The organism is Arthrobacter russicus (assembly GCF_031454135.1).
Taxonomy (GTDB): Bacteria; Actinomycetota; Actinomycetes; order Actinomycetales; family Micrococcaceae; genus Renibacterium; species Renibacterium russicum.
The window spans coordinates 1,134,663-1,157,519 of sequence record NZ_JAVDQF010000001.1 but is presented as its reverse complement, the minus strand read 5'-3'; the positions used below and the strand labels follow the sequence as shown (position 1 = coordinate 1,157,519).

Sequence of the window (22,857 nt, the reverse complement as noted above, 5' to 3'; positions counted from 1 at the left end):
TCCGGAGTTCAGCGGTGCCCGGAGATCCGATCGGCCACGCTGGCGATGAATGACGTGCCGGCACCGGCTCGGGCGCCGGCGGATTCCTGCGCATCGGCGGCCCGGTAGGCGGCGTAGAGCCCATTGACCGCGAGCCAGCGCAAGGGCTCGGGTTCCCATTGCTGGACTTTCCGATTCACCCAGGGCAGCCGGGCCAACTCTGAATCGGTACCGAGCAGCAGATCGCGCAACGTCCGCCCGGCCAGATTCGTGGTCGCCACTCCGGTGCCCACATATCCGCCCGCGGCGGCCAGCCCGGTGCCGGCGTCGTAGGTCACCGAGGCGCGCCAATCCCGTGGTACGCCCAGGGTGCCGCTCCAGACGTGCTCGATCCGGGCCGGTGCTGCCGCCGGGAACATTTCGCGCAGCAGCTTGGTGAGCGACGCCAACGTCGCTTCCGGGGTCGCGCCGTCCGCATCCACCGCGGAACCGAAACGATAGGGTTTGCCCCGGCCGCCCAGCGCGATCCTGCCGTCCGCGGTGCGCTGCGCGTACATGTAGACGTGGGCGAAGTCGCCCACGGTTTCGCCGCCTTGCCAACCGATCCGGTTCCAGGCTTCCGGCCCGAGCGGCTCGGTGACGATCATCGAAGAATTCAGCGGCAGCCAGCGGCGGCGCAGGCCGGGCAGTTGCGCGGTGAACCCTTCGGTGGCGCGGACGATCTGAGGTGCGCGCACCTCGCCGCGTTCGGTGCGCACCAGCCCGGGTTCGATCGAGAGCACTTTGCTGGACTCGAAGACCTGTACGCCGAGCGAACGGACCGTCCGGAGCAGCCCGCGCAGCAGTTTCACCGGATTGAGCCGGGCGCAGTGCGGCTGCCAGGTGCCGCCCAGTCCACCGGCGACCTGCAGCCGCTCGGCGAGTTCCGGGGCGGAAAGCAGCACCACGTCGGCGCCGCGCCATTGCGCTTCGGCTGCGGCGAAGGCTTGGGCGCGCTGCCATTGCGCAGGATTCCGGGCCACGGTCAGTTCCCCGCCGCGCAGCAGATCGGCGTCGATGCCTTCTTCGGCGGCGATCCGGATGACTTCGTCGACGGTCTGGTTCATCGCCGCTTGGAACTCTTCCACCGCGGACTTGCCCGCTGCGGCGTACGATGCCCGGCCGCCGGTGATGCTATTGGTCAGCCAGCCGCCGTTGCGCCCGGAGGCGCCGTAGCCGCAGAACCGTTGTTCGAGCACCGTGATCCGCAGCCCGGGCCGGGCCTTGGCCAGGTAGTAGGCGGTCCACAGACCGGTGAAACCGCCGCCCACGATGGCCACGTCCGCTTCCGCGTCGCCGGGCAGCCCCGGCCCGGGTTCCGGCAGCGGATCGAACCAGAAAGAGACTTCGCCGTTGACCGTCACGGCAACTTCCCGGCGGGGTCCGAGCTGGCGAAAACCGTGCGGTGCCAGGCTTTGGCCGCGGTGCCGTCGCGCTCGATCATCACGTGTTTGATATTGGTGTACTCCTCGAGCGAATACACCGACATGTCTTTGCCGAAGCCGGAGGCTTTGTATCCGCCGTGCGGCATTTCGGAGATGATCGGAATATGGTCGTTCACCCAGACGCAGCCAGCCTGGATCGCGGCGCTGGCGCGCATCGCGCGGGCCACGTCCTTGGTCCACACCGAAGCGGCGAGGCCGAAAGGAGTGTCATTGGCCAGCCGGATCGCTTCCGCTTCGCTGTCGAAGGGGAGCGCGACCAGAACCGGTCCGAAGATCTCCTGCTGGACTGCCTCGGCGTCCTGGGCGATGCCGCTGAGCAAAGTGGGCGAGTAGAACGCGCCGGCCGGATCCGCAGCTGCCGGTACCGCGCCGCCGCAGTGCACCGTGGCTCCGGCCTCGGCGGCCCGCTGGACGAATCCGGCCACCCGGTCGCGGTGCGCCGTCGAAATCAGCGAGCCCAGATCGGTTTCCGGGTCCGAAGGGTCGCCCACCCGCACGGCCCGCATCAGCTTGCCGACCCGGTCCAAGAACCGGGGGAACAAACTGCGGTGCACATACGCCCGGGTGGCCGCGGTGCAATCCTGCCCGCCGTTGATCAACGAACCGGCGACCGCACCCTGCGCAGCAGCTTCCAGATCGGCGTCCTCGAAGACCACGAAAGGCGCCTTCCCGCCGAGTTCCAGATGCACCCGATTGCCGCGTTCACTGGCCATTGCCATGATTTTGCGGCCGACGGCGGTGGAGCCGGTGAACGAAGTCATGGCCACGTCGGGATGCCGGACCAGGGCTTCGCCGGTGCGCTGCCCGGTGCCGACCACGACGTTGACCACACCGGGCGGGATCCCGGCGGCGCTCGCCGCTTCGGCGAACAGCAAGGTGCTTCCCGGGGTGAGTTCTGAAGGTTTGAGCACGATCGTGTTGCCGGCAGCGATCGCCGGCAGGATTTTCCAGCCGGCCATCTGCAACGGGTAGTTCCACGGCGAGATCGAACCGACCACGCCGATCGCCTCCCGACGGACCATCGAGGTGTGCTCCGGCGAATACTCGCCGGCCGCGAGGCCGTTGAGGTGCCGGGCTGCTCCGGCGAAGAACTCGGCGTTGTCCACGGTGCCGGGCACATCGAATTCACGGGCCAACCGGATCGCTTTGCCGCCCTGGCTGGATTCGAGCTGCGCCAGTTCCTCGGCGCGTTCGCCGAGCTCGGCGGCCAACCGGAGCATCGCCGCCGAGCGTTCCGCTGGCGTCGCGCCGGACCACCCGGGCAGTGCACGCTTGGCCGCGGCCACCGCCGCTGCGACGTCCTCCGGCGCTGCTTCGGCGAAGCTCCCGAGTAGTTGCCCGGTGGCCGGATTGCGCAGCTCCATCCGGGGCCCGGATGCCGGGTGGTAGCCGCCGTCGAAGTACAAGGATTCGAGTTCAGTCATGGGGTCCGCTTTCGTCGATCGGGCCTGGAGTGTCGTCCGGGAGGGTCAGGTAGAGCTTGCGGAGCTGCTCGTGCACGGTCCAGGTGGTTCGGGTTCCGGCGCCGAGCCGGACCAGATCGCCGGGGCCGACGCGCAGAGACCGCCGTTCCTGGGGGAAATCGATGGTCGCCGAACCGGAGATCACCAGGAACACCTCGTCATTTTCGGTGTCGCTCGCCGTGCCCTCGGTCATTTCCCAGATGCCGAATTCGACGCCGCCGAGGATTCCCAATTCGGTCGCGCCGTCCTGCGCGCTCGCCGAGTGCAGCCGCCGCGGTTCGATGTCTTCGAGCACGACCACGACGTCGGCGGCGCGGATCGCGGTATTCGGTTCCATTTCAGCCTCCCGTCATGGTCGCGGCGATTTCTTTCGTGGATCCGCCGGTGCGCCGCAAGACGATTGCCACAAAGGCCAAGGCCAGCAGGGTCAGCAGGAACATCACTGCGGAAACCGCTGCGACTTCGGGTTTCAAACCGACTTTGAGCGAAGAGAAGATGTAGACCGGCCACGGGGTAGTGCCCGGAACCTGCACGAAGCTGGAGACGATGGTGTTGTCCAGACTGATCGTGAAGGACATCAGGGCGCCGGCGAGGATGCCCGGTGCGGCGATCGGGAAGGTCACTTGCCAGAAGGCATGCCACCGGCTGGCGTAAAGATCCTCGGCGGCTTCTTCGAGCGATTGGTCCACGCCCTGCATCCGGGCCCGGACGATGAAGGTCACGATCGCGATCGAGACCACGCTGTGCGCGATCACCAGACGGACCAATCCGTTGTTCAGGGGAGTGATGCCCAGATCCGTGCCTAGGGAAACGAACCACGGCAAGAGCGAGACGGCATCGACGATTTCCGGGGTGACCATGGTCAAGCCGAGCAGCACGGTCAACCCGATGGCCCAGAATTTCACGGATTTCGACTGGGCCAGCGAAGAGCGGGCCAGGGCGATGCCGCCCAAGGTGCCCAGCACCGTGGCGAGCAGCGCGGATCCGGCTGCAGCGGTCAACGAGGTCAGCACGGCGCCGCGGATCACGGAGTTGCCGGCAGCCGCGGAGTAGGCGTCGAAACCGAATCCCCGCCATGCCGCCAGCAGCGTGCCGTTGTTGAAGGAATAGACCAGGATCACCACGATCGGCAGGAAGAGGAAAGCGAAGACCAAAATACCCAAGACGCCCAGCAGCACCGTGAGCGGATCAGTTCGGCGTTTCATCGGGGCCTCCTTTTTGATGGATTCCGGCTTTCGGACCGATGCCGGCCAGCTGGCTCGGTTTAAGTTGGCTCAGGTCGATCCGCCGGTTCCGTCGGATCAGCGCTCTGGCCAGGAAGGCGAGCAGCCCGGCGCAGAGCACCGCGGCCGCGATGAACAGCATCAGCACCACCGCCATGGCCGATCCGAGTGCCCAGTTCTGCGCCACATTGAACTGGTTGGCCACCAGCTGGCCCACCATATTGCCCTGTGCGCCGCCCAATACCGATGCGGTCACGTAATCACCCATCAGCGGGATGAAGACCAGCAAAGCGCCGGAGGCGATGCCGGGCGTGGCCAGTGGCAAGGTGATGGTGAAAAAGGTGCGCCAGCGGTTGGCGCCGAGGTCCCGGCTGGCTTCGCGCAACGCCGGCCCGGCCCGGTCGATGGCCACGAAAAGCGGCAGGATCATCAGCGGCAGGTAGTTGTAGACCACGCCCCAATTGGACCGCCCCGCGGGTATACAGGAAGTCCAACGGTGCGGCGCTCAGGCCCAGTTGCTGCAGCCAGTTGGAGACCGGGCCCTCCGGTGCCAGCAGGATCTGCCAGCCCAGGGTGCGCACCAGGAAATTCGTCCAGAACGGCACCAGGACCAGGGCCAGGCCCAACGGCCGGAACCAGCCAGGCGCCTTGATCGCCAGCCAATAGGCGAACGGCACCGCGATCAGCAAGCAGATGAGCGTCCCGGTCAAGCCGATGCCCAGGGTGTTCCAGAACGTCTTCAAAAAGGTCTCGTTGAGCGCCTCGAAATAGCGGTCGAAGCTGAACACCGAGTTGTCGTGGGCACTGAACAAATCCGGCTTCTGGCCGAAGCTGTACCAGAGGACGAGGCCGATCGGCATGACGAAGAAGAACAGCAGGAACGCCCAGGTGGGGAAAGCCAGTGCGGTGCCGCCGCCGCGTTTGCGGGCCTTGGCCGGCGCCGCGGACAGGTTCGACGTCGGCCGGTTCGGAGCTGTCCGAGCAGCCATCAGGCACCTGCTTTCGCTTGCATTGCGCCGTACATGTCCACCCAGGCGCCGCTGGCTTCGGTGATTTCCAAACTGACCAGCCGGTCGAGGATCTCGGCGGGCGGGAAAAGCACGTCGAGCATTTTCAAGCCGGCGGCCTCGGCCAACTCGCGCTGGCCGGTCAGCCCGGTGGAGTAGCCGATGTAGTCGACGTCTTTCAGGGCCTGATCCGGTTGCAGCATGAAGTTGATGAACGCGTAGGCGGCATCGGGGTGCTGCACTCCGACCGGGATCGCCCAGGTGTCCATCCAGCGATTCGCGGTGGGCGTGGGGAATACCCACTTCCAGCGTTCCGGGTTCTCCGCTTCTAAGTAACCCCGGCGGGCGTCGCCGTTGAACGCGTGCACCAGGGTCATGGAGCCCTGGATGATGAAATTCTGCGGGGTGGAGCTGAACGCCCGCACATGCGGCGCGAGTTGGTTGGTCAGGTAATCGGCGCATTCGGCGACGATTTTGGGATCGGTACTGAGCGGATCGTATCCCTTGGCGGCCAAATAGATGACCGCGATTTCCGCGGGGTCTTCCAGAAGCGAGACATTGTTGCTCGCCTCGTTCTGCGCCGCCTCCAGGAAATCTGCCCAGGAGTTCATCGGCCGGTTGATCACGGTGCTGTCGTAGAGGAATCCAGTGGTTCCCCAATTCTTGCAGACGGCGTAGGCATTCTGCGGATCCGCGATGGAATCCTGGAACTCCGGGTCGAGATTGGCCAGATTGGGGATTTTGCCCAGATCCAGCTTCTCCAACAGCCCGTTCTTGCTCATCAAGGTCAAGTAGGTGCTGGTGGGCACCACGATGTCGTAGCCGCTGGTGCCGCGGGTCGCGCCGAGCTTGGCAATCAGCTCCTCGTTCGAGGCGAAGCTGTCGGTTTGCACCTGGACGCCTTGCCGGCCGAACTCCTCGAGGTTCGCGGGGTCGCTGTAGTCGCCCCAGGTGTAGATGTTCAGGTTGCTGCCGATGTTCCCGTTCGGCACTGCCGAAGGGGCGAAACCTTCGGCCCGGCAGCCGGTCAGCGCGCCGAGCGCGCCGATGCCGAACCCGGCCAGCAAGGCCCGGCGGCCGAAAGCCGGGGTTTTCATGCGGCGTTCGAGTTGGGTCGGGACGAGGGCGCGGATGGTCGCCATCTCAGGCCTCGGTTTCGTCGGCGCGGAACAACTGGCCGGCCGGCGGCGCCCAGGAACACCAGACCTGATCGCCGAAGTCGACCGGCTCCGCTTTCGACGGTGGCGTCCGGGCCAGGATCTCCACGCCGTCCGCGCCACGGACCAGGTATTGCTTGACCTCGCCCAAGTAGGCGATGTCCACGAGTTTGCCCGATACCGCATTCTGCCCGGGTTGCGGCGCCGCCGTACTGACCGAGATGTCTTCCGCGCGGACCGCCAGGACCCCTTTGCCGCGAACCTCATCGACCGCGGAGTGGCCCGGACCGAAGGTCGTCCCGGCCAAACTCACGGCACCCACCGAATCGACCTCGACCGGAAGGAAGTTCCGTTTCCCGATGAACTTGGCGACGAACAAGTTCGCCGGCTTCGAGTAGATCTCCTCGGCGCTGCCGAGCTGTTGGATATGGCCTTGGTCGAGCACCACGATCCGGTCGCTCATGGTCAGGGCTTCCTCCTGGTCATGGGTGACGAAGATGAAAGTGGTGCCCAGCTCGGCCTGCAGCACGGTCAGTTCGAGCTGCATTTCCTCACGCAATTTGCGGTCCAAAGCGGACATCGGTTCATCCAGCAGAAGCACCTTGGGCCGGTTCACCAGGGCCCGGGCCAGTGCGACCCGCTGTTGTTGGCCGCCGGAGAGCTTGCCGGGGCTGCGGTCGGCGAAGGCTTCCATCCGGGCCATCCGCAGGGCGTCGATCACCCGGCTGCTGATCTCGGCTCTCGGGACTCTTTGCTGGCGCAGGCCGTAACCGACGTTTTCCGCGACGCTCATATGCGGGAACAAAGCGTAGGACTGGAACACGGTGTTGACCGGTCGTTTGTTCGGCGGCAGGCCGGTGACCGACTGGCCGCCGATCCGGATGTCCCCGGCGTCCGGATGCTCGAAGCCCGCGATCATCCGCAAAAGCGTGGTCTTGCCGCAACCGGACGGTCCGAGCAGCGAAATGAACTCCCCGGCCTCGACGGTGAGGCTGATGTCATCCACCGCCTTGGCCGTGCCGAAGAGCTTGCTCACGCCGCGCAGCTCTACCGAGCCGGCTTCCGCGGTCCCGGCGCTGGCCGGAGGTTTTTCCTGCTGGGTGTCGATGGTCAATGAATTCTCATCCCCTTGGTGTGATAGGTGCGGTGCGCGAGTGCCCGGCGGGTCAGGAGTCGAAACCGAGGCCTACCGCGTCGAGTGATTTGAGCAGCAGATTCCGCTTCCCCTCGCGGTGGTCTGCCTGATTCAGTGCGGCCCGGGTGGCTTGGATGCCGATTGAGGCCAGGGGCTCCGGCGGGAACGGCAGCGGGCGGCTGCGGACCATCGTGAGCCGGGTCCGTTCGGTGTCCAGGCCTTCGAGCTGATCCAGCATCACTTCCGCGGCGAAATGGGTTGCGGCCACGCCCAATCCGGTGAATCCCGCGGCATAGGAGATCTTCCCGCCGCGGGCGGTCCCGTAAAACGCGCAGAACCTCGTGCAGGTATCGATGGCGCCGGCCCAGCGGTGGCTGAACCGCAGGCCTTCGAGCTGCGGAAAGGTGGTGAAGAAATGGCTGGCCAGTTTCCGATAGCTCGCCCGCCGGTTCTCGTACTCCGGATTGACCCGGCGGCCGTAGTGGTAGATCGCGTCGTAGCCGCCGAACAGGATCCGGTTGTCCGCCGAGAGCCGGTAATAGTGGAACTGGTTGGCCAGATCGGAGAGCCCCTGCCGGCGCTGCCAGCCGATGCTGGCCAGTTGCTCGCGGTTCAACGGCTCGGTCATCAGCACGTAGTCGTACACCGGGACCGTCATCAGAGCGTTGCGCTTGAGCAGCGAAGGGAACACGTTCGTGCCCAGTGCCACCTTTTTCGCCCGGATGCTGCCGGAACCGTGCTGCACCGCCAGCCGGCTGCCGCGGTCGTCGGTATGCAGCCCGGTGACCTTGCTGTGCTCGAAGATTTCGACGCCGGCCGCGCTCGCCGCCCGGCCCAGGGCCCGGGCGAGTTTCGCCGGGTGGACCATGGCGGCCTCGCGTTTGCTCCACAGCCCGGCCAGGTAGGTCGGGGAGTTGATTTCCGCCCGGATGGCCGGCTGGTCGAAGTAGACCTGGTCCGGGCCGGGCCCGTCCTGCAGATACTCGATCTGATACGGTTCGACGGCCAACGCCATCGACCCGGTCCGCTCGAAGTCGCAGTCGAGTTTGAGCTTTGCGACCTGCGCTTCGATGGCGTCGAGGTTGTCCAGGCCGAGCTGGTTGAGCCGTTCGATTTCGGCCGGGAACCGGTTGGCGCCGTTCTCTTCGCCGTGGGTCAGGCTGGCTTCGCAGAATCCGCCGTTGCGTCCGGACGCCGCCCAACCCAGGGTTCTGGCTTCGAGCAGGACCACCCGCCACTGCGGGTGCCGTTGCTTGGCGAGCAGCGCAGTCCACAGCCCGGTGTAGCCGCCGCCGACGACGGCCAGGTCCGCGTCGTGCGTTCCGTCCAGCGACGGATAGTCGTCAAGCTCGATGTCGGCGAGCCAGAACGGCTCCGAACTGCTCCCGGCCAGAGCGTGTTCGACGACGGAGTCCGCCGGTGCGTGGCGTTCGAAAACAGTGCGCTGCCTTTTGCCCGGTTCGTTGACCGGCATTTCAGAGCAACTCCTGGGCCTGGGTGAGGGCATGCCGAAGGATTTGTTCCATCTCGTCGAATTCGGCTTGCCCGACGATCAGCGGCGGGGACAGCTGGATCACCGGATCCTCCCGGTCGTCGGCGCGGCAGTACAGTCCGTTGGCGAAGAGCTCCTTCGAGACGAATCCTTTCAAGACCCGGGCGCTCTGTTCGGCGGTGAAGGTGGCCTTGCTTTTCTTGTCCTGGACGAGTTCGATGCCGTAGAAGTACCCGGCCCCGCGGACGTCGCCGACGATCTCCAGATCGTGGAGTTTGCCCAGGGTGGCCAGGAATGCGGCCTCGTTGTCCTGGACCCGCTGGTTGAGTCTTTCCTGTTCGAAGATGTCGAGATTCGCCAAGGCGACTGCGGCGGAAACCGGGTGGCCGCCGAAGGTGTAGCCGTGCAGGAACATCTGCTCGCCGCTGGCGAAGGGCTCGTAGAGCCGGTCGGAGACCAGCACCGCGCCCATCGGGGAGTACCCGCTGGTGAGTCCCTTCGCCGTGGTGATGATGTCCGGTTGGAAGCCCAGCCGGCTCGCGCCGAAGTATTCGCCCAGCCGGCCGAACGCGCAGATCACTTCATCGCTGACCAGCAGCACGTCGTGCCGATCGCAGATCTCCCGGACCCGTTGGAAATATCCCGGCGGCGGCGGGAAGCAGCCGCCGGCATTCTGCACCGGCTCCAGGAAGACCGCAGCGACGGTTTCGGCGCCCTCGGCTTCGATCACCGCCTCGATCTGATCGGCGGCCCACCGGCCGAAAGCCTCGGCGTCGTCCGGGTCCCCGGCGAAGCCGTGTTCGGCCGCCCGGTAGAAGTTGGTATTCGGCACGCGGTGGGTGGACGGTACGAGCGGTTCGAAGGGCTCTTTGAGGCCGGGGATTCCGGTGATCGAAAGTGCGCCTTGCGTGGTGCCGTGGTAGGCGGTCTGCCGGGAGATGACTTTGTGCTTCCGGGGCCGTCCGGTGAGGCCGAAATACTGCTTCGCCAGCTTCCAGGCGGTTTCGACCGATTCGCTGCCGCTATTGGTGAAAAACACCCGGTTCAGGTCTCCGGGGGCCAACCCCGCGAGCCGTTCGGCGAGTTCGGCGGCCGGCTGATTGGCGTAGGACCACAAGGGGAAGAACGCCAGCTGTTCGGCCTGGGCGGCCGCGACGTCGGCGAGCTCTCGGCGACCGTGCCCGACCTGGACGGTGAACAGGCCGGCGAGGCCGTCCAAATAGGCTTTGCCGCTTTGGTCGTAGACGTAGGCGCCTTCGCCGCGGACGATCATCGGAATGTCGGCGGCGTCGGCGGGCTGGTTCGCGAAATGCATCCAGAGGTTGCGGTGCGCCGCGCGTTGCGTCGCGGAAGCCTTCGGTGCGGCGCGGAGTGCTTCAGTCATGGCGATCTCTCCCGGGTATCGATTGCTCCCCAACGTAGTGACTCTATGTTGCAGATCACAAGGCTTTGGTGTTAATTGCGGATTAAATTCAACGAATATCGTTGCTTATGTCCGATTTTGCTTCGTTTTACGTAGATCTGTCTGGGTTGGCTCGCCGCGCGTCCGAGCCGGATCGCCAGCGGGCTGCAGGCGCCTCGGGATGAATGCCGGCAACGGCTCCGGTGGCCGTGGCGATCTGCTTCCGGGGACCGGCCGTCTGGCCCAGCCCGATCGCGGAGCCGGAAAGCGGCGGAGCGTTTAGGCTGGGCGCATGGAGATCGCTGAGGTTTGGCAGAGCATCGACGGTGAGCGCACTGCGCTGGCAGGGCAATTGGCCGGGCTACAGCCAGAGCAATGGGACACCTCGTCGCTGTGCACCGGTTTGTCGGTGCGCGAAGTGTTGGCGCACCTGACGGCGAGCGGAGTGCTGTCCGGCCCGCGTTGGTTCTTCGGGGTGCTGCGGGCACGCTTCGATTTCGACAAACAGGTCGCCCAGCGCTTGCAGGAGCAGCTCGGCGCGAATCCGGCCGAGACCCTGGCCAGGTTCGAAGCGACGATCGGTAGCCGCACCTCGCCTCCGGTGCCGAAGCTGGCTTTGCTGGGCGAAACCGTGGTGCACGGCGAAGACATCCGGCATCCTCTGGGGCTGGTCCGGGAGCACCCGCTCCCGGTGCTGCAAGCCTTGGCCGAATATTATGCCGGCAGCGACCAAGTGGTGCTGGCCCGGAGCCGGGTCCGCGGGCTCCGGCTGGAGGCGGAGGACAGCGGGTTCGCCACCGGCGAAGGTCCGCTGATCCGCGGCAAAACACTCGCGCTCATCATGGCGATGACCGGGCGCAAGGCCTATTGGCCGCAGCTGTCCGGGCCGGGGTTGGCGCGGCTGATGACGCAGCCCGGATAGCCCGGGCCTATTGCTCCGCAGCCACGCTCATGGTCACGATGCCCTTCACCGGCGCCCGATCCCTCGGCTCGACGGCCAGAACCGTGTCCACCGGCGCTCCGAAGCCCGGCGATTTCGCCACCCGGGCGGTGAAACCCGCGGCATGCAGTGCCGCGACCGCATCTTTTGCTGACTTGCCGAGCAGCCCGGCGGGCAACCGTTGGAACCCGGAAGCGGTGCTCAGCTTCACCGTGCTGCCCGCTTCGACGCTGGTGCCGGCGGCGGGGGACATCGAGAGCACCGTGCCGGCCGGATCCGGCCCGTCCTTTTCGCTGGACTGGACTTTGAGTCCGGCGGCTTCCAGTCTCGACTGCAGGGTGCTGGCCGGAGCTCCGGCGACCTCGGGGAGCTTGATCTGCGGCTTTCCGGCCGAGACCACCAGGACCACGAAGCTGCCTTCGGCGGTTTTCTGGCCGGCCGCCGGGTCGGTGGCGAGGATTTGCCCGGCGGGCACCGTCATCGACGGCTCGGTGCGCTGCCCGCCCAACTCGAAGCCGGCTGCGGCGAGCTTCGCCTGGGCCTCGGCAATCGGCAGATCGATGACGGTCGGCACCCGATGCTCGGCGGCGGCTTGGTTGTTGAGCGTGCTCAGCCCCCAGAACGCTGCGATCAAGCCCAGCAGGATCACGATCACGAAGCCCGGAACCGCGATCGCGCTGTTGCGCCGCTGCCGGCGTTGCCGCCGGGTGTCGACGGCGGGCGCAGTTCTGGTTTGGCCACCCGGACGCCGGACCAGCGGCAGCTGCGCGGTGGCTACCGCCGATTGGGCGGGCCGCCTGGTCCGCTGCTCCGGCCCGGTTTGCTGGTTGAGCGCGTGCCGCACATCGTCGAAGTCGGCCAAACCAGATCCGCACTGCTCTGCGATGTCGCTCAACCTGCGGCGCAGGGCCGAAGGGAACGGGCAGTGCGCCAGCCAATCCAGCAGCACCGCCCGGTAACCCAACAGGTCTGCCTGCCGTGCGGTTTCATCCCGGGTGCCGGCGAAGCCGCCTACCCGAAGCTGGCCGTCCGCGAGTACGAAGACCTGATCCGGGCCCAGGTTCCCATGAGCCGAGCCGAGCGCATGGACTTGGCCCAGAGTCTCCGCCAGTTGTCCCGCCAAGTCCTGGATCTGGGCAGCCGCGAACCGCTGCGGCCGCTGGTCCTCGACGAATTCCGTGGCCGCCCACCAAAGCCGGCCTTCCGGGCTTTGTTGTGCTCCGGCGTCGTACACCGTGATGGCGCGCTCCAACATGAGCTCGGCACTGCTCTTGACCGAACTGCGGAACCGGGAGACCTCTGCCGCCGTGCCTTCCAGGAGGATCCGGAGCAAAACCGTGCGGTGCAGGGAAGCATCCCAGCCGCGGCGGATCTGCACCGGTCCTTCGCGGGACAACAACGGGCCCAGCTGGTAGCGGCCGTTGAGCAGGCCGCGCTGCAGGTTCCGGGTGCCGTGCAAAGCGGTCATTTGCGGGGTCCCGGGTCCGGCGTGGCTGCATCCAATTGCGCGTAGACCACGAGGTTGCGGTTCGCCCCGGCGTCATTGAGCTGGAAACAGGTGACCAAAACCAGTCTGCCCGGTACCGCCTGCCACAGGTCTGCTTCGCCGGCGATCCCGGACTTTGCATAGTCGGCCACCGAGGTCACCGAATAGCTGTACCGGCCGGCCGCGGTCTGCACCGAGATCTTCTGGCCGGCCTTGGCCGTTGAGCTGCCGGACTTCTGGTCCATCAGCGGGTTGAATGCGGCATAGCCGTTGTTCCAGGAATGGGCGGCCAGGTAAAGCGTGTTCTTGGCCTCCGGACCGGCGATGCCGTAGTCGCGGATCCAATAGGCCAAGACGTTCGACGGCGGATTGAAACTCCGGTCTGCGGCTAGTTTCGCGGCCACCACCGGCACGTCCAAACCGAGCTCCGGCATTTGGACGCGCAGTGGTTGACCGGGTGCCGGCGGCTGCTGGACCAATTGCTGTTTCTGCGTGGCCTCGGCGACGTTCGCGTCCAGGACGCTGACCGTATTCGGTGCTTCCGCGGTGCTGTCGGCCGCCGCAGCGGTGGGGAACAAGGCGGTGGCGATCGGCAGCTTTCCCGGTGCCAGGAGCTGGCCGGTGAGGATCCCGATGGCAACCAGGCAGGCCGCGACCAGGCTGATCAAGGCAATGCGCGGCCAGGCTCTGCGGCGGCCGGTGCTCATGGCGCGTCCTGTTGGGTTATGACCGCTGGTTGGGTTTGCGCGGCGTAACGCTGCGCGGCGTCGAAAATGTCCTTGAGATAAGCCGACGATTGGTTGTAGGCCAGAATCGCGTGGCTCCAGCCAGCGGCCGAACGCAGCCCGCTGCTCCCGGTCTCCGCGGCAGCGGTGCAGAGGTAAGCGGCCGCACTCAGCGCCGCGTCGTCGATGTTCTGCGGGTCGGCGACGCCATCGCCGTTGCCGTCCCGGCCATAGCTCCGCCAGGTCTGCGGGATGAACTGCAAGGGCCCGACCGCCCGGTCCCAACGGTCGTCGCCGTCGAACGCGCCGCCGTCGGAATCGGGGATCTCCGCGAAGCCGTTGCCGTTGAGCACCGGGCCGATGATCTTCGGCACCGCATCGCCCTTCGCGGTGAGCCGACCGCGCGCGTGGTCGGATTCGATCAGGCCCAAAGCCGCCAAGGTGTTCCAGGCCAGTCCGCACTCCGGCTGCTCGCGCTTGACCCGGGCGGTAGCTGCGGCGTAGGCCTGGAGCGCGCGGACCGGGATTCCGGTGCTGGCGGACGTGGTGTCGAGCCAGGCGGTGTCGGCGCGGGCACCGGAGACGGACCCCTGAGCCGGAAGCGCCGGTTCCGCCGGGTTTTCCGCGACCGAGTCCGCCGGCGCTGCCCGTGCGGCGTCGCCGGATCCGGCGCTGGCCTGGGCCTTCGGCATGATGCAGAGCCAGAGCGTGACCGCGGCGATCACCGCAATGGCGCTGAAATTGACGGCGAAGAGCAACTTCCGGTTCATCGGATCAGCCGAAGCGGCCGTTGACGTAGTCGTTGGTGCGCTGGTCCTGCGGCGAGTTGAACATCGCGTGGGTTTCGCCGTGCTCCACGATCACTCCCGGGGTGTTCTGCGAGGCGAGGAAGAACGCACAGGTGTCGGAGACCCGCGCAGCCTGCTGCATATTGTGCGTCACGATCACGATGGTCACCTGGCCGCGCAAGGATTCGATGGTTTCCTCGACGCGGCGGGTGGAAGTCGGGTCCAGGGCGGAGCAGGGTTCGTCCATGAGCAGCACCTGCGGGCTGATCGCCAGCGAGCGGGCGATGCACAAACGCTGCTGCTGACCGCCGGAGAGACCGCCGCCGGGCTGTTCCAGACGGTCTTTGACTTCTTCCCAGAGCGAGGCCTTGCGCAGCGAGTCTTCGACCAGGAAGTCCTTCTGCGCCCGATTGGCGCGGATGCCGCAGAGTTTGAGACCGGCGATGGTGTTCTCGTAGATGGACATCGCCGGGAACGGGTTGGCCTTCTGGAACACCATGCCGATGTTGCGCCGAGCCGCGGTGATCTTCTGGCCGGGATCGTAGATGTCGGTGCCGTTGAGCAGCACCTCGCCGGCCAAGGATGCGGAGGGGATCATCTCGTGCATCCGGTTCAGGATCCGCAGGAAGGTCGATTTCCCGCAGCCCGAAGGGCCGATCAATGCGGTGACCTGCCCGGCGTGCATGGTCAGCGAGACCCGGTCCAAGACCTTGTGGTCGCCGAACCAGGCGCTGATGTTGCGGGCATCCAGTTCGGAGGCGACCTCGGGGCCGAACAGCTCGGGCAGCTGGGGCGGTGCTTCATCCAGGCTCAGCTGCGGAATGGTTTCGGTGAAAAGGGAATCTGTGCTCATCGGGGCCTCACAAAAGGTTGGGAAGGATCATGTTGATTTGATTCCCGAGAAGAATCGAAATGGTCAAAAGGATGGGGGCCAGAGCAATCCAGGTATGCCATTTGCCCCATCGTTTCCAACACCAAATGGCCGCGATGACCGCTGCGGTGAGAAGTTGGAACAAGATGATGATGCCCAGCATGCCGGAGAAGTCCTGACCCATCGTCTGCTCGGATTCCGGGAGTTTCTTCTCACCGGCGGCAAAGACCCTGGGCGGGGTGGGCGCCACTTCCGAGACCAGGCGCGCGTCGACGCGCAGGACGTCCTGGGGCATGAACGGAACTCCTGCGGCCGTGGTCAAGGTCAACCGCCCCTCGGTCGGCTTAGGCGTCGGCGGCATCGGATCGCCCGCGCGTCGGCTGCCGATGACTTGGTAAGTGAAGGTCCCTTGCCCGGTGGTGACGGCGAAGCGGGCCCCCGGCTTCAAGGTGCCGATCGCCGAAAAGACACCACCGTACGCGCCGGAGCGCCCCATCAGGATTGCGGTGCCGGCCTGGCCGGGGAACGAGGAATCCCTGCGGTGGCCGACGCCCACCGCAGTCTGCGCGGACGTGGTTCCCTCGACGATGACTTCGGATTTCTTCAACTGCGGGATCTCCAGCAAGGCGATGGGAGTTCCCAACGGGGTCAGCGTTCCCTCGATGGTGTTCTGCCCGATCGGCGCCGATCCCTGTGCCAGCTGCAAGCGCAAATCCTGCCGCAAGGCGGATTGGGAGGTCGAATACTGCAGCTGCGACACGAAGACCAGGTTCAGCAGCAGCCCGATGACCAGAACCGCGAACATCTGCAGGATGATTCCGACGTCCCAGATCCAGCGTTTGGGTGCTTCCACGGCCTCCGGCACCGGGGCTGGGGCGGGCGCGACTTTTGGTTCGGCGAGCGTTTCGGTGCTCTGATTTTCGACGAGAAGGGTCATCATTGCCCGTTTCGACGGCGGGTTCGCGGGCTGGAAGTCATCCGGAAGATCAATGGCGGGACCAGCAAAAAGGCTACGGCAAAGACGCAGGCGACTACCAACATGGTTTCTTTGGACCCCCAGCCGTTGGTTCCGGCCAGCACGATCGGATTCGCCACGGCGGCTTGTCCGGCGCCCGTTCCGGCCTTCTGGCCCCCGGTAGCGCAGAGCCCGGTTTCCGGATCGCATTCGGTGGCATCGGTCTGCGCCGCTGCGGCATCATCGGGCTTGGCATCGGTAGCCGCCGCACCGGTTCCGCCGGCGGCCGGCTTGTCTCCGGCGCCGGGCCCGGCTGGCGCCGGCCCGCCGGCGCCACCGCCGTTCACCGCTGCATTGACTTTCGACCACGGAGCCTGGCATTTGGCATCGCAGCCTTCCGGGAACGGCGCCGTGCGCACCAGTTGGTTTACCTGGGGATCGTCACCGGGCTTGAAGGTCGGGTTGTTGCAGGGGTTGCCGGCGCTGGTGGATACGCTCTTGGTCGTCGCTTCGAGCTTCGCCAGAGTGCCCGCGTCGATACCAGGGATCTTCCGGACCTGGTCCATGGCATCGAGCACCAAGTTCATCGGCAGCGGCGAGTAGCCCAAGCTCCCCATGGTCCGTTGGCCTTCGCACAATGAATACGCGGCGAAGTTCGCCAACGCTGCGCCCTTGTTGTTGCTGAAATTCCCCTGCAGCTGGGCCGGGGCGATCATGTAGGAGTACGCGGAAATCGGATAGGTTCGCGGATCGCCGTGGCCATAGACCTTCGAGAGGTCCTGGCTGAGGTAGTTGAGCGAATTCTTGTCCTTGTTGATCTGGGCCTGGGTCAAAGCCACCGCCACGGCCGAATCCGTGGGGATCGTGTAGAAGCCAGCGGCATTCTGGATCTGGGCTACCGGGAAACCCACGCCTTTGGCGTAGGAGAACTCGTCGTAGTTGATCGTGAAGGGCGTGTTCGTGGTGTAGGTCGTCACGCCGTTCGAGCCTGACTGGGCCGTGAAGTTGCTGATGTTCTGGTACGGGAAGTAGCTGGTGGCTGCGCTGGGGTCGCATTTGGCTTTGGCGCAGAGCGAGGCGTAGCGCTGTGGGAACTTGCGGAGCATCCAGAGCGTGAACTGCGCGGTGGCCCCCGAGCCGTCGGACCGGACGACTACGGTGATCCGTTGCGCGGGGAGGGCTACGCCGGGGTTCGTGGCCGCGATGGCCTTGTCATTCCACTGCGTGATGTCGCCGCTGAAGATGGCAGCCAAGGTGTCCTGGGACAGTCGGAGGTTCTGCAACCGCTTTCCGCCTACCTGGAGGTTGTACATGAACGACGTCCCGCCAGCGACGACCGGGAGCATCGAGTAGGCGAAATTCGGGAAGTTGGTGTCCTGTTTGTCGGCGGTGTCGCCTTTGAACGGGATTTCCGAGATCGCGAAGTCGCTGAGGCCGGTGGCGAAATTCTTCCGGCCGGAGGAGGAACCGTCCGGAGTGTAGTCGACCGTCTGGCCCTGTGCTTTGACATCGGTCACCCATTGGTTGATGGCATTTCCGGCCCAGGACGAGCCATTGCCGGAGATCCGGTCCAGCGCATTCGCCGGAGGTGCGATCAAAGAGACTGCGAAGAACGCAGCGAGGAGCACGGCGAGCGGACGGGCAATACGACTGAATTTCATTGCGGTACTTTCCTGGATTGGTCTTCTGACCCGGTTGGGCCATCGGGCTCGGACCGCAGGGCGGCGTCCCGCGAATAGACGTTGCGTTCGGCATTCGACCGGTTGATGCGCATCAAGGTCAACCGGGACTGGGTGGCCCGTTGCCGGCGCTGCCGGCTGCTCAACTTCCCCGCTTCCTTGCCGCCGAGGATGCGCGCCGTGATGAACATCGCCAGCACCACGAAAAGCAAGAAGGCCGCGGTCGCGAAACCTCGGGCGATCATGTTCGGCTGCGGCGATTTGACGAATTCCAAAGCCGCCAAGGGGAGCGAGGTCTGCGGACCGTTGAACGGGTCGAAGTTCAAGTTGTTGGTGACGCCCGAGGTCAGCAGCACCGGGGCGGTTTCGCCGATGCCGTGCGCGGTGCCGAGGATGATCGCGGTGGTCAGACCGGACCGTACGGTCGGCAAAACCACGTGCAGCACCACGCGCCACTGCCCGGCGCCGAGTGCCAGACCAGCTTCGCGGAGGTTTCCGGGGACCAGGCGAAGCACGACGTCGGAGGAGCGGATGATGATCGGCAGCATTAGGACGGTAATCGCCAAGGAGGCTGCAAAGCCGTTGAACTGCCGGGTCACCCCGACCACGATCGCCGCGTAGATGAAAAGGCCGGCGACCACCGAAGGCAGCGCGGTCATCGCCTCGACGATGGTGCGGACGAACTTGGCGAACCTGCCGCCCACTTCGTTCAGGAAAATCGCGGTGGTCAACCCCAGCGGTACGGAGAGCAGCAGCGCGATGCTGATCTGCTCCAGCGTCGCGACCAGAGCGTGCAGGATGCCGCCGCTGTCGAGGCCGGCCAGTGGGCCGGTGAGGCTCATGTCCTGGACGAAGAAGTTTCCGTAGCGGAAGACGTCCCAGCCACGGGTCGCGGTGAAGCCGATGACCAGAACCAGGCAACCGACCACGATCGCCCCAGCGGACCAGAGGATCACGCTCCAAAACCGATCCCGGACCGCTGGACCCCGGTCGCTGAGGAAAACCAGGCAGGTGTAAAACATCAAGAACCAGATGAAGGAAACGATCGGCGCCCAGCCGAGCGGGATCAAGCCCAGCCCCAGGCTCAACAGCAGCCCCATCGCGCAACCTGCGAGCAACGACCCGACGGCGGTGAGCACTTCGTGCAGCGAGATGCCTACCCGGACCCGCGGTTCGGCGACGGCTTCGGCCGGCATCAGCTCCCGGGGGAGGAAGGTCTTTGGTTCGGCGGCACGGGAATCCCGCCGCCTGGTCATGGTGTCCATACCGTCCTCAGCCCTCGCTTTCCGCGCCGGAGCGGGAGCGGGAAATAATCGCCGAAGCGGTGAAATTGACCGCCATCGTGAGCAGGAACAGGGACAGCCCGGCAGCCATCAACGCGGACATGGTGAACTCGTTCGATTCCGAATAGCGGAGGGCAATGAGCGCGGCAACTGAGTTGGAACCGTTCTGCAGAATGTGGAAGTTGATCGTGAAGATGGGCGAGATGATCAAGTAGATCGCGATGGTCTCGCCGAGCGCGCGGCCGAGTCCCAGCATGGTTCCGCCGATGATCCCGCCGCGGCCGAACGGGAGCACCACAGAGCGGATCATGCCCCAACGGGTGGCGCCCAGTGCGAAGGCGCCTTCGCGCTCGCCGATCGGGGCCCGGGAAAACGACTCGGTCATGATCGAAGTCTGGATCGGCACGATCATCAGGCCGACGACCAGCCCGGCAATGAACGTGGACGAGGTGTACAACGCGTCATTGGGCAAAGGATTTGCCGGGTCGGCGCCGTCCACGCGGAAGATCGGGATCCAGCCGAACCAGGTGGAGAGCCACTGGCTGAACTGCACGATGTTCACCTGCAGGAAAGCCAGCCCCCAGAGTCCGAACACCACCGAAGGCACGGCCGCCATCAGATCGATGACCGAGGTGAGGATGCCGCGGATCCGCGGCGGGGCGATCTCGGTGATGAAAAGCGCGGTGCCCAAGGACAATGGCAACGACAGGGTCAGGGCGACGATGGCGATCATCACCGTGCCGCTCAGCACCGCCGCGATTCCGAAGTTGTTCGATTCCGGTGCCCAGTCCTGTGTGGTGATGAACTCGACCAGTCCCCGTGCGGAGATCGCCTGGACTGCGTTGACCGTCAGAAACAGGCCCACCAGGATCATCACCGTGAGCACGATGATTCCGCCGCCGCGGGTCAGGCTGCGGAAAACGTGATCGGCCCGTTCCGGGCGTTGCCGGATGGCGCGCGGTGTGGCCGCTTCGGCGTCGGCTGCGGGTGCCTGATCGATGACTGTCATGAACCGGCCCCGGTCTTTTTGCCGATCCGACGCAGAATTGGAGCTGCCAGAGCGGCGAGCAGGCCGAGGCCGAGCAAGATCAACAGCGTGAATTGGCCGATGATGCTGGACATGGCGTCGGTAGTCCCTGAGGCGCTGCTGACTTCCGGGGCATCGGCGGGTTTGGTCCGCTTGGCTGCCGATTCCGCGGCCGGCGCATTTGCCCCATCGGGCTTCAGCAGCTCGGGAGGGGATTGGTCGCTGGGCGAATCGGCTGCCGGCACGGGGACGATCCCCGGCTGGGCGGCCGGATTCTCCACCTGCGGGGCCGGCTTCGCCTTGATCTCATTGAGCGCTTTGACCACGGCCGCCGCTTGGGCGGTCATCGCCGGGGTCAGCGGCGCATACCCCGGCGGCAACTGGCCGGAAGCGGTACCGGGGATCTGGCCGGTGCCGGTGATGAACTGGATCAGCTGGGCGAAAGGCTTTGCTTGTTCCGGCAGGATTCCCTCGGTCCGCACCGCTGCGTACACCGGAAGCGTCAAGGGATAAGCACCGCCGGCGTAATCCGGCCCGGGAGCCGGGGGAAAGACGCCGTCCGGTCCGGCGGCAGTTGACCGCGAGGCTTCCTTGGTCAAACTAGTACTGTCCGCGCCGACGCAGGCGTTGCCGCTCGAATCGCAGAGCAGGGCGGTAGGCAGCTGGTACTGTGCGGCAGTGGCGGTATCGGTGACCGCGAGGGAGAACCGCGAGGCCAGGTCCGCCGGCGTCTTGGTGCTCGAGGTCCATTTTCCGACTCCGGGGAAGTCCGGCTGCACGCAGGCCTCCTTTTTGCCGCACCACGTCTGATTGCTCGGCGTGATCGCCCGGAAGGCGTTTTTCCCGGTGGCCTGCATGGAATCCTGGCGCGGGTAGACGTCTGGCATGGTCAACGGGAGCTTATTGGGGTCGACCTGGGTATTCCCTTGGGGATCCAGAACCGGACCATCGCCGGTTCGGATGATCGGGATGGATTCATACCAGCCGGGGAGCGGGTAGCTGGTGCCGTCCGTCGGGTAGCCGAGTGGAAGGTTGGCATAGGTGGGCGGGGTAGCGGTTGCTTGCCGCCGGGCTTTCGCGACGGCTTCGAGTTCCCCCGCTTGGGCTTGGCAGCCCTGGTAGCTGCGGGTGGAGTAGAACGGATTCACCACGTTGCCGCTCTCATCCGGGCATCCGTTCAAAAAACCGGAACCGGCTGGGTCCGCAGCGATCCATTTCCAGAGCCGGTCTGCGGCATCCGATTTGAGCGCTTCAAGTTGGATGTTGCCGCCGGTGAAGGAACCTTTGTTGATGAATTTCGAGAGCCCCGGGTTGAGTTTGACGAATTCCGGGTCCGTGATGATGGACGGCAAGAAGTCTTTGGCCCAGGGCACCTTGGCGGCGAAGACCTTGCCGCCGTCGGAGTTGGCGTCCAATCCCATGCCGGCTTGGTACGACTGGGTGAGCAGTTTCGCGACCAGGCGGGCATTCAGTTTCAACTGCGGCACCGGCCCCAGGTATCCGGCGGTCTGGTCCAGCATGCCGATGTTGAAACTGATTACGACGCCGGCCAAGGCCGCCGGGGCGTGCAGCGCTCCGGCCGAAGGTTCGGTGGTGAAGATCATCGGCTGCGCATTGTCTGCCTGCTGGCGGCGGGCCTGGGCATCGGAGAGCGAAGAGAATCCGGTGGCCAGTTTGATGTTCGAACACATCGCCGGGATCCAGGACGACATCGCCGAGGCGAGCAATTCCGAACCAGCGGAGAGCGTCCGGGCAGCGCTGCCTGAGCAGTACGCCGGAGCATCCCGGAATTCGATTTTTATTTGCATCCGCTGCGCCCAGACCGACGGTGCGAAGGTGGAACGGTAGGCATAGGGATAACTGAACTGGTCGATGTCCGGTGTCTTGGGAATGGCCACGAGCCAGCAGGACGGAGTGCTGGGACGGTCTTTGGCCGCCCCGCAACCCATGAAATTGGCCTCGGCGCCGGTCTGCGCCTCGAAAACGGTTTGGGCTTTGCCTTCGCCATCGAAAGGCAGTGCGTTGATCTCATTGGTCGTGGTCTGGTTGAAGAATTTGTTGCTTGCCACGTCGACCGGCGACGTCGCGCCGTCGATGCCGACGAGCGGGGCATTCGCGGCAGTCTCTCGATCGCCGCCTTTGAGCAGCGGATCCGCGAACAGGCCCCGGCTGCCTTGGGTCATGAAATCGGTCGGGTTGGAGTTGGCCCCGATCTGGCAGGTGCTCGGATCCGGAGCGCTGGCTTGCGGATCGGGTTTGCCGTCGGCCCCGATAGCTCCCCAACATTGGAAGACTTGGACGTATTTGAACTGGTTTCCGCCGATCACGGCGTTCTTCGGCCCCCCGGAGAAACTCACTTTGATCGCTTGGTTGACTAGGCCGGTGGTCTGCGACACGGTCATCTGCAGCCCGCCCTGGCCGTTGTCCGCGCCGAAGGCGGTCCGGTACCGGTTTTGGATCAAGGGCGGAATGTCGGCATAGGTTTTGCCGGCGGTGTGGCTCAGAGCCTGGGTTTCATCCCGAGGGACTTGGCTCGTGGCCGGGTTGTCTTTGTTGTCCCAACGTGCGGTGACCGCGGACGGCGTCACGACGCTGCCATTGGCTCCCCAGTTTCCCGGCTCAGGAACCGCCTGAGCCGGGAATGCCGGCAAGCCGCCGAGCACTAGTGCTGCACAAGCAATCGTTGCGGCCGATCGCAGAAGCGCAGATGGTGAAAATTTCATTGCAGGGTCCCCCCGATATGGTTGCCGATCATGCGGAT

Annotated in this window: 19 protein-coding genes; 1 reads left to right on the top strand and 18 read right to left on the bottom strand. The window is 65.5% G+C overall.

Annotated features, from left to right (window positions below; genetic code table 11):
* Positions 1-8: 8 nt before the first annotated feature.
* The 9 genes from JOE69_RS05380 to JOE69_RS05340 all read right to left on the bottom strand — a co-directional run bounded on the left by JOE69_RS05380 (position 9) and on the right by JOE69_RS05340 (position 10,324).
* The gene (locus tag JOE69_RS05380; RefSeq protein WP_309796719.1) at positions 9-1,382 is read right to left on the bottom strand and encodes an NAD(P)/FAD-dependent oxidoreductase; all 1,374 of its coding nucleotides are present in this window, start codon (positions 1,380-1,382) and stop codon (positions 9-11) included.
* Positions 1,379-2,887 (bottom strand): aminobutyraldehyde dehydrogenase, encoded by a 1,509-nt coding sequence (locus tag JOE69_RS05375; protein ID WP_309796717.1) that lies wholly within the window; start codon positions 2,885-2,887, stop codon positions 1,379-1,381. Before JOE69_RS05375 ends, JOE69_RS05380 begins: the two co-directional genes overlap by 4 nt.
* Positions 2,880-3,263 carry a cupin domain-containing protein gene (locus JOE69_RS05370; protein ID WP_309796715.1) on the bottom strand — a complete coding sequence of 128 codons (384 nt, stop codon included), beginning with the start codon at positions 3,261-3,263 and terminating at the stop codon, positions 2,880-2,882. Before JOE69_RS05370 ends, JOE69_RS05375 begins: the two co-directional genes overlap by 8 nt.
* A 1-nt stretch (position 3,264) precedes the next feature.
* On the bottom strand, positions 3,265-4,131 hold the full coding sequence (locus tag JOE69_RS05365) for an ABC transporter permease (RefSeq protein ID WP_309796714.1): 867 nt from the start codon (positions 4,129-4,131) through the stop codon (positions 3,265-3,267).
* Complete coding sequence (locus JOE69_RS05360; RefSeq protein ID WP_309796712.1) at positions 4,115-4,579, bottom strand: ABC transporter permease; 465 nt, start codon at positions 4,577-4,579, stop codon at positions 4,115-4,117. Before JOE69_RS05360 ends, JOE69_RS05365 begins: the two co-directional genes overlap by 17 nt.
* Before the next feature lie 558 nt (positions 4,580-5,137).
* Complete coding sequence (locus tag JOE69_RS05355; protein ID WP_309796710.1) at positions 5,138-6,298, bottom strand: polyamine ABC transporter substrate-binding protein; 1,161 nt, start codon at positions 6,296-6,298, stop codon at positions 5,138-5,140.
* 1 nt (position 6,299) lies between these two features.
* Positions 6,300-7,427: an ABC transporter ATP-binding protein gene (locus tag JOE69_RS05350; RefSeq protein WP_309796708.1), complete on the bottom strand. Its 1,128-nt coding sequence runs from the start codon at positions 7,425-7,427 to the stop codon at positions 6,300-6,302.
* Positions 7,428-7,479: 52 nt separating this feature from the next.
* Positions 7,480-8,922 (bottom strand): NAD(P)/FAD-dependent oxidoreductase, encoded by a 1,443-nt coding sequence (locus JOE69_RS05345; protein WP_309796706.1) that lies wholly within the window; start codon positions 8,920-8,922, stop codon positions 7,480-7,482.
* 1 nt (position 8,923) lies between these two features.
* A complete protein-coding gene (locus JOE69_RS05340; protein ID WP_309796704.1) occupies positions 8,924-10,324 on the bottom strand; it encodes an aspartate aminotransferase family protein in 1,401 nt (466 codons plus the stop codon).
* Positions 10,325-10,634: 310 nt separating this feature from the next.
* On the opposite strand from JOE69_RS05340, the gene JOE69_RS05335 reads away from it, so the two are divergent.
* The gene (locus tag JOE69_RS05335) at positions 10,635-11,264 is read left to right on the top strand and encodes a maleylpyruvate isomerase family mycothiol-dependent enzyme (RefSeq protein ID WP_309796703.1); all 630 of its coding nucleotides are present in this window, start codon (positions 10,635-10,637) and stop codon (positions 11,262-11,264) included.
* A gap of 7 nt (positions 11,265-11,271) precedes the next feature.
* Here JOE69_RS05335 and JOE69_RS05330 read toward each other — a convergent pair whose 3' ends face one another.
* The 9 genes from JOE69_RS05330 to JOE69_RS05290 are packed head-to-tail and all read right to left on the bottom strand — an operon-like array spanning position 11,272 to position 22,819.
* Positions 11,272-12,750 (bottom strand): PASTA domain-containing protein, encoded by a 1,479-nt coding sequence (locus JOE69_RS05330; RefSeq protein WP_309796700.1) that lies wholly within the window; start codon positions 12,748-12,750, stop codon positions 11,272-11,274.
* Positions 12,747-13,475, bottom strand: coding sequence for a class F sortase (locus tag JOE69_RS05325; RefSeq protein ID WP_309796698.1), 729 nt, complete (start codon positions 13,473-13,475; stop codon positions 12,747-12,749). The genes JOE69_RS05330 and JOE69_RS05325 overlap by 4 nt, the downstream gene beginning before the upstream one ends.
* Entirely contained in the window at positions 13,472-14,263 is a 792-nt protein-coding gene (locus JOE69_RS05320; RefSeq protein WP_309796696.1) for a lytic murein transglycosylase, read from the bottom strand. Before JOE69_RS05320 ends, JOE69_RS05325 begins: the two co-directional genes overlap by 4 nt.
* 4 nt (positions 14,264-14,267) lie before the next feature.
* Positions 14,268-15,134 (bottom strand): phosphate ABC transporter ATP-binding protein PstB, encoded by an 867-nt coding sequence (gene pstB, locus JOE69_RS05315; RefSeq protein ID WP_296365402.1) that lies wholly within the window; start codon positions 15,132-15,134, stop codon positions 14,268-14,270.
* Between the two features lie 7 nt (positions 15,135-15,141).
* Positions 15,142-16,092, bottom strand: coding sequence for a sortase (locus tag JOE69_RS05310; RefSeq protein ID WP_309796693.1), 951 nt, complete (start codon positions 16,090-16,092; stop codon positions 15,142-15,144).
* Entirely contained in the window at positions 16,089-17,768 is a 1,680-nt protein-coding gene (locus JOE69_RS05305) for a substrate-binding domain-containing protein (RefSeq protein ID WP_296365399.1), read from the bottom strand. The genes JOE69_RS05310 and JOE69_RS05305 overlap by 4 nt, the downstream gene beginning before the upstream one ends.
* The gene (pstA, locus tag JOE69_RS05300; protein ID WP_309796690.1) at positions 17,765-19,051 is read right to left on the bottom strand and encodes a phosphate ABC transporter permease PstA; all 1,287 of its coding nucleotides are present in this window, start codon (positions 19,049-19,051) and stop codon (positions 17,765-17,767) included. Before pstA ends, JOE69_RS05305 begins: the two co-directional genes overlap by 4 nt.
* Positions 19,052-19,058: 7 nt before the next feature.
* Positions 19,059-20,078: a phosphate ABC transporter permease subunit PstC gene (gene pstC / locus JOE69_RS05295; protein ID WP_309796688.1), complete on the bottom strand. Its 1,020-nt coding sequence runs from the start codon at positions 20,076-20,078 to the stop codon at positions 19,059-19,061.
* Positions 20,075-22,819, bottom strand: a complete 2,745-nt coding sequence (locus tag JOE69_RS05290) for a hypothetical protein (RefSeq protein ID WP_309796686.1) — start codon at positions 22,817-22,819, stop codon at positions 20,075-20,077. The genes pstC and JOE69_RS05290 overlap by 4 nt, the downstream gene beginning before the upstream one ends.
* Positions 22,820-22,857 lie beyond the last annotated feature (38 nt).